This window comes from Paraburkholderia sp. BR10882 (genome assembly GCF_040948855.1).
GTDB lineage: Bacteria > Pseudomonadota > Gammaproteobacteria > Burkholderiales > Burkholderiaceae > Paraburkholderia > Paraburkholderia nodosa_A.
Map to the genome: position 1 here is coordinate 201,555 of NZ_JBFPKP010000005.1, position 14,359 is coordinate 215,913.

At 63.0% G+C, this 14,359-nt stretch carries 11 protein-coding genes and 1 pseudogene; 4 read left to right on the forward strand and 8 right to left on the reverse strand.

Annotation, left to right across the window (positions count from 1 at the left end):
* Positions 1-116 precede the first annotated feature (116 nt).
* A pseudogene (locus AB3X99_RS15710) lies at positions 117-224 on the reverse strand (sugar O-acetyltransferase); the annotation flags it as partial.
* Positions 225-260: 36 nt separating this feature from the next.
* Positions 261-2,159, reverse strand: a complete 1,899-nt coding sequence (locus tag AB3X99_RS15715; RefSeq protein ID WP_368617439.1) for a potassium transporter Kup — start codon at positions 2,157-2,159, stop codon at positions 261-263.
* A 127-nt stretch (positions 2,160-2,286) separates the two neighbouring features.
* Between AB3X99_RS15715 and AB3X99_RS15720 the strand changes: the two genes are divergently transcribed.
* Positions 2,287-3,561 carry an NRAMP family divalent metal transporter gene (locus tag AB3X99_RS15720; protein WP_368617440.1) on the forward strand — a complete coding sequence of 425 codons (1,275 nt, stop codon included), beginning with the start codon at positions 2,287-2,289 and terminating at the stop codon, positions 3,559-3,561.
* Here the strand turns inward: AB3X99_RS15720 and AB3X99_RS15725 are convergent.
* On the reverse strand, positions 3,547-3,702 hold the full coding sequence (locus AB3X99_RS15725; RefSeq protein WP_368617441.1) for a hypothetical protein: 156 nt from the start codon (positions 3,700-3,702) through the stop codon (positions 3,547-3,549). The genes AB3X99_RS15720 and AB3X99_RS15725 overlap by 15 nt on opposite strands.
* Positions 3,703-4,070: 368 nt before the next feature.
* Between AB3X99_RS15725 and AB3X99_RS15730 the strand changes: the two genes are divergently transcribed.
* The gene (locus AB3X99_RS15730) at positions 4,071-4,283 is read left to right on the forward strand and encodes a hypothetical protein (protein WP_069262228.1); all 213 of its coding nucleotides are present in this window, start codon (positions 4,071-4,073) and stop codon (positions 4,281-4,283) included.
* A gap of 161 nt (positions 4,284-4,444) precedes the next feature.
* On the opposite strand, the gene AB3X99_RS15735 is transcribed toward AB3X99_RS15730, so the two are convergent.
* On the reverse strand, positions 4,445-5,944 hold the full coding sequence (locus AB3X99_RS15735; RefSeq protein WP_368617442.1) for an MFS transporter: 1,500 nt from the start codon (positions 5,942-5,944) through the stop codon (positions 4,445-4,447).
* 159 nt (positions 5,945-6,103) lie between these two features.
* On the opposite strand from AB3X99_RS15735, the gene AB3X99_RS15740 reads away from it, so the two are divergent.
* Positions 6,104-6,982 carry a LysR family transcriptional regulator gene (locus AB3X99_RS15740; protein ID WP_069262431.1) on the forward strand — a complete coding sequence of 293 codons (879 nt, stop codon included), beginning with the start codon at positions 6,104-6,106 and terminating at the stop codon, positions 6,980-6,982.
* Between the two features lie 30 nt (positions 6,983-7,012).
* Here the strand turns inward: AB3X99_RS15740 and AB3X99_RS15745 are convergent, their stop codons facing one another.
* The 4 genes from AB3X99_RS15745 to AB3X99_RS15760 form a co-directional block, all read right to left on the reverse strand.
* Entirely contained in the window at positions 7,013-9,139 is a 2,127-nt protein-coding gene (locus tag AB3X99_RS15745) for a D-(-)-3-hydroxybutyrate oligomer hydrolase (RefSeq protein ID WP_368617443.1), read from the reverse strand.
* 233 nt (positions 9,140-9,372) lie between these two features.
* Positions 9,373-10,473, reverse strand: coding sequence for a TAXI family TRAP transporter solute-binding subunit (locus tag AB3X99_RS15750; protein ID WP_342948236.1), 1,101 nt, complete (start codon positions 10,471-10,473; stop codon positions 9,373-9,375).
* 60 nt (positions 10,474-10,533) lie between these two features.
* Positions 10,534-11,697 (reverse strand): hypothetical protein, encoded by a 1,164-nt coding sequence (locus AB3X99_RS15755; RefSeq protein ID WP_368617444.1) that lies wholly within the window; start codon positions 11,695-11,697, stop codon positions 10,534-10,536.
* Positions 11,698-12,407: 710 nt separating this feature from the next.
* Positions 12,408-12,671 carry a hypothetical protein gene (locus AB3X99_RS15760; RefSeq protein ID WP_368617590.1) on the reverse strand — a complete coding sequence of 88 codons (264 nt, stop codon included), beginning with the start codon at positions 12,669-12,671 and terminating at the stop codon, positions 12,408-12,410.
* On the opposite strand from AB3X99_RS15760, the gene AB3X99_RS15765 reads away from it, so the two are divergent.
* A complete protein-coding gene (locus AB3X99_RS15765) occupies positions 12,616-14,349 on the forward strand; it encodes a peptidase S10 (protein WP_256094513.1) in 1,734 nt (577 codons plus the stop codon). The genes AB3X99_RS15760 and AB3X99_RS15765 overlap by 56 nt on opposite strands.
* Positions 14,350-14,359 lie beyond the last annotated feature (10 nt).

The window sequence follows — 14,359 nt, forward strand, 5'->3', positions numbered from 1 at the left end:
CCACAAACAAGCAATTGAGCTATTCATAGTAGCGCGAGCGCGTTCGCGACGATTGCGCTGCTACAGCGGATTTTCAAACTGAGGGGGCAGTTCGTTACGCTCGTCGGTGGCAATCCCCGGTTGATCCTGGCCGTGATCGCCATCGCCCGTTTGAGGTTGGCCGTCATGGCCGCGGATTCCGGCGTTCGTCTGGCAATTATCGTGGTACGGTCGTCGTTCGCCATGCGTCGTTTTTCTCGAGTGATACGCCGGATCGTGCCTCAGAGGTTGATCTGTCCACCCATCTCGACAACCCGGTTCGCGGGCAGGCTGTAGTATTCGGCCGCCTGCGCTGCGTTGCGCGCCATGAACGCGAACAGCTTCTCGCGCCATAGCGACATGCCTTTGCTCTGTGCCGTTGCGAGGATCGTGTCGCGGGCCAGGAAGAACGACGTGGCCGCGGGTTCGTACTGCCACGTAGGTATCTGCTTCTGCACGAGCAGGAGCAGTGCCGGCACGTTGGGCATTTCCATGAAGCCGTGACGCGCGGCGACCGAATAGCAACCGTGCCCAAGATCGCTCACCGAGACTTTTTCGCTTTCGGGCACGTGCGGAACGTTCTCGGTCGTGCCGGCCAGAAAGATATTGGTCTCGTGCATCACGCCGTTATGCTTGAGATTGTGCAGGAACGCGCTCGGCGTCATGCCGGGCACGCCGCCTGGAAACACTGCCGTACCGCCCACGCGGGGAGGCGGGTGCGATCCATCGCACAAGGAGTGAATGAATGCCGGAAGCGGCAGGTTGTCGCTTTTCACGCGCTCGACGACCATCTCCCGCCCGCGATGCCATGTCGTCATGATAGTGAACAGCACGCCGCCCGCCAGCAGCGGGAACCATCCGCCATCGAGGACCTTGCTCGCATTGCTCGCGACGAATATCGCATCCACGACGGCCAGCGGCCCGATCACTGCCAGCGTAGCGACCGGTTTCCAGTTCCACAGGCAGTGGGTGATGAAGTACATGAGCAGCGTCGTGAGCAGCATCGTCGAGGCGACGGCAATGCCATAAGCGGCCGCGAGATTATCGGAAGACCGGAAGAACACGACGAGGAATACAACTGCCGCATAGAGCGAGATGTTGATGAACGGCACGTAGACCTGACCGACTTCGTGTGTCGAAGTGTGGACGACGGGGATGCGGGGCAGCAACCCGAGCTGGACAGCCTGCTTCGTCATGGAAAACGCGCCGGAAATGACGGCCTGCGAAGCGATGATCGTCGCGGCCGTTGCCAGCAGAACCAGCGGAAGCAATGCCCAATCTGGCGCCTGGGAGAAGAATGGCTGCGTGAGCGCCGAAGGCTTCGACAGCACGAGCGCGGCCTGGCCAAAGTAGTTGAGGATGAGGCTCGGCAGCACGAGCAGCAGCCACGCGAGCCGGATCGGCGTCTTGCCGAAGTGTCCCATGTCCGCGTAAAGCGCTTCGCCGCCCGTCAACGCAAGGAACACAGAGCCGAGGACGACGAATGCCGTGCCGGGTGCATGTGCGATGAAGCTCAGGGCGTAAGACGGCGATGCGCCGCGCAAAATGCCGGGGTTGTGTGCGATATGAGCGACGCCGAGTACGGCAAGCGTCAGGAACCAGACGATCATGACCGGCCCGAAGACTTTTCCGACCGTGGCCGTGCCGTGTTTTTGAAGCTTGAACAGGCCGGTCAGGATCACGAGCGAGATCGGCACGACCCACGCGGCCAGATGAGGATCCACGAGTTCGACGCCTTCCACTGCCGAGATGACCGAAATCGCCGGCGTGATCATCGAGTCGCCGTAAAACATCGCGGCGCCGAACACGCCGAGCGTCAGCAGCACGGTGCGCAGGCGCACGGGCGCCACACGAGCGGCCAGCGCCGTGAGCGCCAGAATGCCGCCTTCGCGGTCATTGTCCGCCCGCATGACGAAGCTCACGTATTTGAGCGTCACGACAATGATGATCGACCAGAGGATCAGCGAAACGATCCCGAATACGTTGGTCTGGCTAATTCCGCCGGCGGCTTTCAGGCATTCGCGAAGTGTGTAGAGCGGGCTGGTTCCGATGTCGCCGAAAACCACCCCTATGGCGCCCAGAATCAGGGCGGCGGGGGCGTCAGTAGTTTGACTGGATGAACGCGCGGATATAGAGGCCATGGGTAAGGAAAATGAAAATCAACGTCCCTCGGGACAGGCTGCGGAGCACAAGCGTCAGGCCTGGCGGCTCCCGACTCGCACGCTACAATCGCCCGACAGATACTACAGGCGCATCCTTTCAGAACGCATGACTCGTCTCCTGACGCTCAAGCAAACCGTTTCGCGTGGACTGCGGGGGCTCGCCCTGTGGGGCCCAGGTCTGCTCGTGATGCTGGCCGACTGCGACGCCGGCAACGTCGTGACGGCCGCGCAGGCCGGCGCGCAAACGGGGCTGCGGCTCTTGCCCGTGCTGCTTGCGCTGGTCCCGCTGCTCTACATGGTCCAGGAGCTGACCGTGCGCCTCGGCATTTTCACCGGGCGCGGTTATGGCGAACTCATCCGCTCGCGCTTCGGACCGGTTTGGGCCGCGCTCGCCGCGGCCGGACTGGTCGTGGCCGTGCTGGGGTCGCTCGTGACGGAGTTCACGGGTGTTGCCGGCGTGGGGGAAATGTATGGCGTATCGCGTGCCGTCACGCTGCCGCTCGCCGTCATTCTGTTGACCGGTATCGTCGTTACGGGCTCGCACAAGCGCGTAGACCGGATCGCGATTGCCATCGGCGCGTTCGACCTGACGTTCTTTGCCGTCGCATGGAGTGCGCGTCACAAACTTCAGGTCATGGTCCCGCAAATGACTCATCTGGCAGCGGGCGGCCGTGAAGCCGGCTACCTGGCGGCGGCGCTCATTGGCGCGACGTTCAATCCGTGGATGGTGTTCTATCAGCAGGCGGCGGTCGCGGACAGCCTCACGGCGAAGGACTTCACGTCGGCCAGAGTCGAGACGGCGGTTGGCGCCGTCCTCACGCAATTGCTGACGGCAGCGGTGCTCGTCGCTGCGGCGGCTACGTTGTCGGCGCATGGCGAGCCGCGCTCCCTCGGCAGTATCGGCGAAATCAGCAATGCGCTCGTTGCGGTAACGGGCCCGTTTGCGGGGCGCCTGCTCTTTGGCGCAGGCGTGCTCGGTGCGGCGCTGGTGGCCGCCATCGTGAGTTCACTCGCGCTGGCATGGGGGCTCGGCGATGTATTCGGGTACCGGGCCTCGCTCGATGACCGTCCCGGCCGCGCGCCCTGGTTCTACGGCGCGTATGCGCTAGCCGTTGCAGGCAGTGCCTGGGCTGTCTGGCTCGCACCCGACCTCGTTTCCCTGAACGTTGCCGCGCAAGTGGTCAACACGTTGATGTTGCCGCTCGTGTTGGGGTTGCTCGTCGCCCTGAGCCTCACCGCGCTCCCTCAACGGTATCGGCCTCGCGGGCTTTATTTGTGGCTTGTGGTTTTCGTGGGTGCGGTCGTGTGTGCCGCGGGTGTGTGGGGCGCGGTGCAGGGTTTGCGTCCTTTACGCGCGATCCCTGACTTACAGATTCTTTAATAATGCGTAGTAGACGGCGGCGAATACCACGACGATGCCGATGTTCACGGCCAGTCGTAGCCAGAAGAGATTTTTCAGGAAAACCACATCCACGCCGACGATAACGGCTATCAACAACAAGATGTAAATCGCAACGTACACGTTTCTCATCGTTTCAATGGCCAGTCAAAAGATCCCGGTGGCCAACTGCCAGAAGTCAGGATACGCCGGGACCGCGCGCCTCACACATCGCATACGTTTTCATTCGTTTCACAGCCTGGTGCGGCGCATCAGCCGGGGTCGTCCCATGCTGCCGGACGCTGGTTTCCGGGTTTCTGTTGTTTTGTTGCTATCTTGCTGAAATCGATGTTGCGAAAGGCTTTTCTGGCTATAGTTAAAGTGCTTTCTCAAACACTTGATGCGACGCGGTAAGAATTGCGCCTTGCATCAAGAGCGTTCGGTTTGCGCAGGGCGTTTTCGCGGTTTCCGGCGAAAAGGCTGCAAAACCAACCGATCTCTGGGAGGACCAGATGAGACGCACGAAGACGCAGTCACTGCGTTATCAGGTCGAAAAATGGCTCGCACCGACTTCGCCGGTGCATGTCACCGCGTTTGGCCATACCCCTTCCGGCAGGGCACGCTATGTGTGCGTGGAGACGCGCCAGACAACGGGTTTTCACGCGCTGTTCTTCTTTCAGCACGACGACGGTTACTGGAATGTATTTCCTCCCGTGGGTGAATAGCCGCTGCAAGGAAGAAAATATAATCAGGCATCCAATATAAGCGAAAGCAGTTTCACTGCATCGCCTGCTACTGGCTCCAGCAGGGCACCTGCCTCACGTCCTGCGCGTTCGGCACCGTGCTCCGCGCAGATCGACTTCTGATAGCGAGGACTCGGAGCAAATCACTGCGTATTGGTTTGTGTGCCGGTTTGTGTGCCGGGACCGTTTGCATGCGTGCGCCGATGCAGCGGTCCCAGCGCGGTGGAGAGCAGCGCGCAGGGCAGCAGGATCGCGACGAGTGCGAACATCGTCGTCTTGAACGCATGTGCGTAGTCGATCACACCGGGCGCCGCACCGAGCGTCGAGAAGAACAGGCCGCCTAGTGTGGCCGCGCCGACGGCGGCGCCGATCTGCAGCGTTGCCGTGACCATGCCCGAGGCGATGCCCGCGCGCTCGGGCTCCACTTCGGCCAGCACGATGCGCACGACGGAGGGCAAAACGAGCCCCTGGCCGATGCCGATCGCCGCGAGTCCGAGATAGAAACCGGCGCCGGGCTGTACCGCCCCCGCGAGCGCAGCCGCAATCGCGAGTCCGCCCGCGAGCATCACGAAGCCCAACGTCAGCACGCGATAGCCGCCGAACCGGTGCACGAGGCGCGGCATCAGCAGCGGGCTGGAAAGAAAGCCGATGCCGAACGGCAGGATCGCGAGTCCCGAAGCGAGCGGCGTCCAATGCAGGCCGCCTTGCAGATAAATACCGTAGGTCAGGAAGAACGCGCTCATCGTATAGAAGAGGAACGCCAGCACGAGACCGAGCGCGATGACCGGATTGCGGAAGAGGCGCACATCGAGCAGGGGATCCTTGCCGTTGGCGAGGCTGCGCCACTCGACGCGCAGCAGCAGACCGAGCATGGGCAGCGAGCCGGCGAGGCAGGCGAGCATCCACAGCGGCCAGCCCGACTCGCGTCCGCGCGTGAGCGGATAGACGAGCATCAGCAGAAACAGCGACAGCAGCAGGGTGCCCAGGACATCGATGCGCTTGCCGCGCGGCGGCCGGCTTTCCGGGATGAAGCGCCAGCTGCCGATGAGCGCGAACACGCCGATAGGCAGGTTGACGAGAAAGATCGCGCGCCATCCCAGACCGAACGGATGCAGGCTGATGAGCGCGCCGCCGCCAAGCTGGCCGATCACCGCGGCCACGCCGAAAACGAACGCGTAAAGCCCCATCACGCGCACCTGTTCGTGCGGCGTGAAAACGCTGCGGATCGTGGCGAGCACTTGCGGCGCGAGGGTCGCGGCGAACAGGCCTTGCAGGATGCGTCCGGCGACCAGTGCCGTGCCGCTGGTGGCCAGGCCGCAGAATGTGGAGGCGACGACGAAGCCCGCCATGCCCACCATGAAGATGCGCTTGCGGCCGTACAGGTCGCCGAGGCGCCCGCCCGTGATCAGCATGACGGCATTCGCGCACGCGTAGGCCGAGACGACCAGCTGGAGTTCGGACGCGTTCGCGCCGAGTCCGTCGCGGATGGCGGGCAGCGCGAGGTTCACGATGAAATAGTCGAGCGGCGGCAGAATCGCGCCCACCAGCAAAACGACCAGCGCCCAGCCGTGATGGCCGTGGCTGGTATCGGCTGCGGCGGCGCGAGGCGCCACGGCACAGGCGGCGTACGTATTGTCAGACATGAGTGTGCTCAGCGATAAAGGGCCGGATTTCGTCAGGCTGCGCTATTCAGCACGCGCGCAGCGTGAGCGTCCAGTCGACATTCTGATCCACCTCGATCTGACGGAAAAGCGGGAATAGGTGGTACTATCCATCGAGTTATTCGATGGATGTTGAATGTCATGCGTGGCTTCGAATTCGACCAGTTGAAGACGTTCGCGGCTGTGGCGAACGTGGGCAGCCTTTCGGCGGCCTCGCCGTTGCTGCACCTTTCGCAATCCACGATCAGCGAGCAGGTGCGCAAGCTCGAAGCGCGCGCGGGCATGCCGCTTTTCGTGCGTAGCAAGCGCGGTGTGGAGCTCACGCCCGCGGGCACACGATTGCTCGACCATGCGCGGCGTCTCGTGGCGCTCAACGAAGCCGCTTTCGACGACGTGCGCGGCCAGGCCATCAAGGGCGAGTTGCGCGTCGCGATCACCGAGTACTTCCGCACGAACGAGGTGGCCGGTCTGCTCGTGCGGCTGCGCGACTGCTATCCGCAGCTGAGCTTGCACGTGAGCGCTATGAAGAGCGCCGATATCGAGCTCGCGTATGCGAAGCGGCAAATCGATCTCGGCGTGGTCATGCATCTGTCGCGCGGCCCGTTCCGACCCGCCGCCACCGACGCGGACGCGCGCTGGGAGTTGCTGCGCGAACCGCTCTATTGGGTCGCGTCGCCGACGCTCGCCGAGCAGTTGCCGCAAGCGTTGCCGCTCGTGCTGCTGCCGGGCGACTGCATGATGCACCAGGTCGCGGTGCGCTCGCTCGAAGAAAACGACATCCCGTACGTGCTCGTTCACAGCGCGTCGGGCGTGGCCGGGCTGCAGTCCATGCTGGCAGCCGGTCTGGGCGTGGGATGCCTGTGCGCATCGGCAATCGGGGAGGGGCTCACGCGGCTCGGCCCGAAGCACCGGCTGCCGGCCTTGCCCGACGCCGTGTTCTCGCTCCTGCCGCCGCATCCCGGCGAAGGGGACACCGTGACACAAGCGAGAGAAGTGCTGGCGCGGCAACTGCTGGTGTGATGCGCTCGCCGCGCCGGCGTGCTTCGCGACTCAATGCGGCACGTTCACGACGCCGTCGTTCGCGCGAATCGCGTTGCTGCCCGGATTCTCCACGATGGCCGGCAGGTTCGCGAGACCCAACGGCGGCGCGGCGCCCGGGTTGCCGCCGCGCGGGATCGTGCGGATCACCTGGGAAGGCGGCAGCGGTGTGCCATTCTTCAGGTGATTCCACATCAGATTGAGCGCCGCGATGTTGTAGTAGTGCACCGGCACGAAGTGCGTATCGAAGCCCGGCACGGCGAGGAATGCATCGAAGTGCTGCCCGTTCGCCACCTCGTACAGCGACAGGTGGCTGTGCGAACCTTCCCGTTCGCTGTTTGCCGCGAGATACGCGCGCGACGCATGATTGATCGGCACGAGCGCGTCGCTGCGGCCTTGTACGATGATTGCGGGCTTGCCATGCAGGTTCGCATGTACGCTGATCGCCTGGACGCTCTGGCGCATGCGCGGATCACCGTTCGTCCACAACGCGCGCAGACATGCCGCGCCCGCGAAGCTGGCGTCGGGCGTGGCCAGCCGATGGTCGGCGCCGCCAGGCGGCGTGACGTTGTAGACGAGATTGACGCCATTGGTCGGCGGCACGCCATTGCCCACGCCAAAGATGGTCAGCATTGGCGAGACGGCGGGCGCAACGCCCGCGGCACCCGTCGATGCGTTCGTCGTGCCGAAGCTGAATCCGCACAGGTTGTCGAGCACGCTCGAGCGCGTGTAGGCATCGGCGTAGGTCACCGCAACAGCCGGCACGGCCTGTGAATCCCACATCGGCGCCTGCAGCAGATCGGAGTCCGCTTCATAGCCCGCTTCATGCAGGCGTTGGAGCGCGTCGTTCGCCTGCGCCTGCGTATCGCCGCCGTGGACGTAGCCTGCCGCCGCGAGCGAGGTGCAGCGCGCCTGGCGAATGGCTGTCGTGGTCGCCACGGGCAGCGCGGTGAGATAGGGCGCGCCGGCGGCGGCGTCCGCGAGCGCGGCGCAGGGTTGCAGCAGGTTCGCGAGCGTCATGTAGTCGGCCAGCGGTTTGCCGGCCGCGGCAATGCGCTGCCCACCTTCCCTGACTTGCGCGTCACCGGGCATGCGCACATTGATCTGCGGTTCGCCGACCACGACCGCCGTGATCCACTTGCCCGTGTCCTCTTCGGCTGCCGCGAGCGATGCGCCGCCGCCGTTGCTCACGGAAGCCGCGATCGTCGTAATGTCGCCGGGCGCATAGCGCACGCCGCGATTCGATGCGTCGACGCGTTGTGCGAACTGCTGGTTGAGCACCCAGTACGCGAACTGGACCGCTTCGAGCGTGTCCTTGCCCCAGTCCGCTTCGGGGTTCAACTGCGAATGCGCGTGCTTGAACGCATAACGGTTCGGAAACTTCTGGTTGTAGGCGGCGAGCGCGCCCGCCGGCACGTCCGCGGTGAAAATACTCGTGCGTCCCGCCGTTGCTGCGTTGGCCGTGACGCCATCGATCAACGTCACGAGGCCGCTCATCAGTTCTTCTGCGCCGTTGCCCGTGCCCTTGTCGGTATAGGCGACCGCGCAGCCGCGCTTGAGTCCCCACTCGCCGGCCGCCGAGATCGCGCCGTACACGCCGCGCGAGCCCGACGACGTGGCGGTCACGATGCACGGGTTCGCCGGATCGAAGCTGGTCGGCACCTGCACGAGCAGGCTGACGTTCCGGCGGCCGCTGCCGTCGTCGGCAAACGCGAGATATTCGGTGCCGGCGATTTTGCCTTCGCCCAGTGTGTCGTTGCCGTACACATCGACATTGGGCCCCCAGAAGCGGCCATAACCGCCGTTCGCGCTCATATCGACGAGCGCCCGATAGTTCGACCAGATCGCGAGCCGGCGCAGTTCCGCTGCCGTCGGCGCCGAGGGGTTGGCGATGGCAGGCTGCGCCCCGGCGAGGCCGGTTTTGCCGAGACCGGCGGTCAACAGATCGTCGCTGACGCCATCGTAGCTCGTGGTTTGCAGACTGCTCGCCACCACGAACGACGGCAGCCGGTTGAATTCCGGGTGATGGGCGTCGTTCTCGGCAGCGTGTGCGCCGGGAACGAGCGCCGCACCTGCGATGGCGATCGCGGCACGCAGGTGCGCCGTTTTACGCCGGACTCTGAACGGGGTATCTCTCATGGGTGTCTCCTTGTTTGTTGTTAGGCTAGGACGCACTGCATCGGGAAGACCGTTTCGACGTGCCGGCATTACGGCACTCATGGACATTAGGACATCCTGAAAGCAGATACCAGGAGAGAATGCATGTGGCACAAGGGGATCGCCTTCCACGCCGTGCTGGCGTTTGAAGGGTCCACTTGTTTGCTGTTCACGCGCGTCGGGGGCCGCGTTCGGCTGGCGGATTCGTCGGGGGATTATTTGCAGAGCAGGAGCAGGCGCTCCTGATCCGGGCATGGCCGCCCGTCGACTTTTTGTGCGGCGGGAGCGCCTTGCGCCGCGGTCGAACCCGTGGCGGCCTGCATCGCGGCGCGATGCGCGAAACACGCCTTCAGGCGTCGCTCAACGGGCGGATAGTATTGCCAGCCTTTGCCGAGGCCCGGTAGATCGAGCTTGACCTGCTTCCATTTCGGATGGCCGTGCTCCTGCAGGTTGTCGAAGTTCGCGCAGAGCGAATCGGCAAAGCGCTTCAGGTTGCCGACCGTATCGCGCAGGTTGTAGTCATAGGTGACGAGAAAGGCCTTGACCGTCCATGTCGGCACGTCTTCCTTGAGCCAGTTCGGGTAGCTCGACACGTGAATCGTCGCGGGATAGTAGGTCTGCTTTGCGCGCGCCGTTTCCGGCGCGTTCGCATCAACGCGCAGGAAGCGGATCTGCTGCAGCAGTTCGGGGTTCATGTCGGTAAAGAGCTTGGCGGGTTGCCCGGCGACGATGATCGCCACGTCGATCTTCTTGACGATGAGCGCGGCGAGTGCGTCCTCGTTGCTCAGGTGCTGCGCGTTCTGCTCAGGAATCGGCTGGCCGAACATGAGTCGGTACAGCGTCGTCGCCGACTGCGCGGTGCCGCTGCCGATCAGCCCGACGCTCATTACCTTGTCCTTGATCTCGTTGATCGTCTTCATCGGCGAGTCGTTACGCACGACGAAGTAAATCTCTTCGTCGTAGAGCGGCATGATGAGCCGCAGCGGCCGTATCAGCGTGCCGGCCTCTTCGTTGCCGGAATTGGCCATGTCGACGTAGGCCTGGTAGACGTCGGACTGCACGAGCGCGAGCTTCACGCCGGGCTCGAAACGCATGCGCTGCACGTTTTCCGCCGAGCCTTTCGATGGGATCACTTCGAGATCGATGCCCGCCGGCTGCGCGACCCATTTCGCCAGGTCCTGGCCGATCTGAATGTACGTCCCGCGCTCCGGGCCGGTCACGATGCGGTAGTGCGCGTCGACCTCGGCGGCGACGGCGAGCACAGAGAAAAGCAGGGCGATCAGCGCCGCCACTCCTGCTAGAGTCGTTTTCAGCATGGTCTCTCTCCCGCCTTGTTTGCGATCTACGGCAGACTTCGATATGTTATGGAATCCTGTTCAATGTGCGGCGCCAGATGGCGCGGCGTGCTTCCAGCCGTTTTGCAGGATCGCCCGCTCCTGTGCGTCGACGCTGTTGTTGCCGCCGGCGGGACTGGCGGCCGTCGCGACATTCGCCGCGGTCGGGGCATTCGTCGCGTTCGCCGTGTTCGTCGCGCCGGGCAGCGGAGGCGGCGATGCGCCCGTATTCCAGTCCTGCGACGAGGGCAGCCGTACGGTGTTCGCGCCGTGCGGCAACGCCGCTGCCGCGTTCGTTTGCGGGGCGCCATTAGGTGGGCTGAGTGGCTTCCAGGCGGTCGATACGATGGCGCGCTCCATCAACGATTGCGCGACTTGACTGCTCGAATCGATCGCGAGCGCTTCCGAGGCCTGTTGTTGCACGCAGGCCCAGGCACGCTGCGCGACACAGCGGTCTGCGTTTTGCAACGCGCTATCGCGCCGTTGCTCGCGCGCGGCGATATCGTTTTGTAGCGCGCGTGCCTCCTCGTTGTCCCCGCCGCGCGCGAGCACGGCGTTGGCCGCAGTCTTCGCGTCGAACAGGTTGTTTTCCGCAAGGCTGTTGCGCGCGGCACGCAGAGCTTCGGCCGTGTCGGCGAATTGCGGCGCGGGGTGCGCGTTGCGCGGGGGGGATTGCGGATGCTCGCTGGTCTGCGTGCCGGCGGCAGGGGGCGTCTCGTTGGCCTGTTGCCCGGACGCATCAGTCGAAACCGATCCGCCCGATGAGTGCAGGGTCGCTTCGCTGGCGGTGGCCTCCCGCTGGCGGTTCGCACCGAGCAGCAGATACGTGCCGTACGCGAACGCAAGAATCAGTGCGAATACGAATAGACCCCTGGGGAAGATCCATTGCCCCATCTGCGAAAACCGCAACCCGTGTGGAAGCGCCAAGGCGTGCTGCGCGGCATGCGGGTAGCCGGTCTCCAGCGACGGCCCGTCGGATGCGGGTAAGCGCGCCTGCGCGAGCTTCGCGGCCGCGGGTGCGGGGGGCGCCGCGGCCGTGGCGCCGAGCGGTGTCAATGTGGCCTTCGGATGGGTGCCGAGCGAAACGGTGTCGAGTGGAAGATCTGTGCCGCAGTAAGGGCAGAATTCGAAGTTTTCGTACAGCAGTCCGCCGCAATGCTTGCACGCTGCGGGGAAATTCTGGTCGCGACCAATCTGAGCGGACATGATGTCGTCCCACCGTTATGGCGATGCCATTTCGGCATGCTCAGAATCGTCGTTGAAGCGATCGGCAAGGCGTCGCGGAACTCACGATCTGCATGCGCAGGAAAGCGACGGGGCCCGACCGAGCGCAGCCGTCTGGTCAAAATATGGTTGATTTCGCACAGCGCGTCAATCTCCGTTGTTGCCCGGCGCACATATGCGTGCTGGCTGCGTGCTGGTAAGGATTGCCTTGCGGAATTTTTTACCATGGTGGCGTTTTATTTATAAGAATAGCTAAATGAGCGGACGGCTTCTTGACCGTCACGCACTTCACCTGGAAGTATGGCCCCAATTGAATGGGTGACAGGCGCGCAAGCGATGGATTGCATTCATTCATACAATCCGTGGGCATTGTCGAGCATCCATTTCGCTCTTCGTTCGCGCTCGCGTGGCACCGAGATCTCGCATCGCCGACCCGCATGCACGCGGCCGTTTCGTGCTCGACGCAATTGCTGCGTGCGCAACGAATCAGCGCGCATAGGTTCAAGAACTATCCCTTGACAAAGTACTGCGGCGCCTCCTATTTTTCCTCTGCTATCTTTCATTACCAAATATTTCCAGCGAAATTCCGTCGGCGAAACTCAGTGGTTTCTCCCGATGCTTTATGGATTATTTAGGCATCCATAGTAAATAGATGTCGCTTAAATTGAATCGACTTTGTCAGGAATGGAAAGTTAAATGTCAGCCGCCTCGCGCAGGTAATTGCGTTTGAATTTCGGTGCCTTTTTCAAGGCGTTATTACCGGCGACCGCGGCCCCCGCGTAGTGTGAAGTCATCATTCGAAGGGGTATAACAATGCATCCGGACAGTAAACCCAGTGTGGAGTTCAGCCGCAGTTGGCGCGAGCTGCGCCATGCAGGCGCAATCGCTATCGGCGTGTTGATGCTAGCGGCTTGCGGCGGTGGAGATAGCCCGACTTCGTCGGCCGCGAGCGCCATGAACCAGTTTTCGGCAAGCGCTAAAGCCGCCGTACAGAATTCAAATTCGCCAAATGCCAACCAGCCTTATACCGACCCGATCGCCTATTCGCCGAACGCTACCGATGGCCTTGCCGCGTCGCAGGTCGCCGAAAAGGCCGCGATCATGCATTACCAGTGGACTTCGGGAAAAACGACCATCAACTACACGACGACAACGGGCCATTTGACGGCTTCGGACGCAAACGGCAATCCGGAGGCGACGATGTCGTATGTCGCCTATACCGCGCCGAGCACGAACGGTTCGCCGCGGCCCGTGACGTTCATCTATAACGGCGGGCCGGGTTCTTCGTCGATCTGGCTGCGTCTCGGCTCGTTTGCGCCAACGCGTGTCGCGACGCCCGATCCGCTGCTCACCAACTGGCCGAACTTTCCGCTCGTCAACAATGCGGAGAGCCTGATCGATACGACGGACATGGTGTTCATCGACCCACCGGGCACGGGGCTCTCGGAGGCCATTCTGCCGAACACGAACCAGAAGTTCTGGGGCTGCGATACGGACGTGGACGTGATGCGCGATTTCATCAAGCGCTATCTGGCCGTGAATAATCGTAGCAGTTCGCCGATCTATCTCTACGGCGAATCGTATGGCACGCCGCGCACCGACATGCTTGCGCTTGCGCTCGAAGCGGCGGGCGTGCAGTTGACTGGCATCGTGCTTCAGTCGTCCATCCTGAACTACTTTGCCGATGCGATCGAGGCGACGGCCATCACGAATTCGACGGCTGGCCTGGTGCTCGATACCGACACACTCGCGGGCTATTACCCCGGCTATGCCGAGGTGGCCGCCTACTTCAACCTGGTTTCGCCGCCATTGATCGATCAAGGCCTCTTCGCGTTGCAGTCGGAGATCTTTGCGACGGGCCAGTACCAGCATTTCCGCAAATACGCGCAATCGTGGGTGCTGAGTCAACTCGGCATTCCCGACGCGCTCGGCAAGCCGGTCTTTCCGCCCGAGAAAACGCTGGATTCGTGGCGTTGGCCCTCGAGCCTCACCTTGCAGGCGCTCAATGGCTATTTCAACGTGAATCCGTTCAGTAACGAACTGATCCCGGGCACGACGATCGGTCGTTACGACGGACGCGTATCGCTGCCGAATTCGGATCCGCGCTTGCAGAGCGACGGCGACCCGTCGGACATCCTCATCTCGCAGCCGTTCACGACAGCACTCGCTACGCAAATGCCGGACTATCTCGGCTATACGGCGCCGAATGCGACGTACATGCCTCTGAACGACAACATCATCGGAGTCTGGGACTTCTCGCACGACGGTCAGCCGTTGCCCGATACGCTGCCCGACCTGCTCGGCGCGATCCAGCTCAATCCGCAATTGAAGGTGCTTGCGGAGAACGGCTATCACGATCTTGCTACGCCGTTCTTCAATACGGAGAAGCAGCTTGCGCGTCTGCAAACGGTGGCCGGTTTGAGCCCGAACCTGCAGGTCAACTTCTTCCAGGGTGGACACATGATCTATCTGGACGACGTGGCGCGCCCGAAGATGAAGGCCGATCTCGTGAGCTACTATGGTGGTCAACCCATACCATTGGCGCTTTCGCTCTGGACGCTTCCGCAGCCGTGGCCCGACGAGAGTCCCGCGGGTACGCCGACTTCCACGGCAGTCGCCGCAGCGGGCCAATAACCTGACAGGC